We start from the raw sequence: 252 nt of genomic DNA on the forward strand, positions 1-252 counted from the left end.
TAATGCCGTTCAGTTAAGGTAGTTTCTTCACCTTACGAACGGCATAGCGCTTCGGCGTTGCCTTGACGGCCCGGTCGCATTTGCGGCCGGGCCGTTCGTCCTTGAGCAGGCTAACCAACCTTTCGCGCAAATGCTTCATCAAGGCGGGTAGTTTTCCATACGACCTTGTCACGCCAGCCCAATGTAGTTCGAACTGGATCAGGTGGAAGGCACGGATGAAGCTCACCTCGGTCGGTTCGCACTTGACCGCCA

At 56.0% G+C, this 252-nt stretch carries 1 pseudogene; it reads right to left on the minus strand.

The features are described 5' to 3' along the window. Positions 1–13: 13 nt before the first annotated feature. Positions 14–252 (minus strand): annotated as a pseudogene (locus ACHAC9_RS24655) (IS4 family transposase); the annotation flags it as partial.

It is taken from the genome of Massilia sp. CMS3.1 (assembly GCF_051262535.1).
In the GTDB taxonomy this organism is placed as follows: Bacteria; Pseudomonadota; Gammaproteobacteria; order Burkholderiales; family Burkholderiaceae_D; genus Telluria.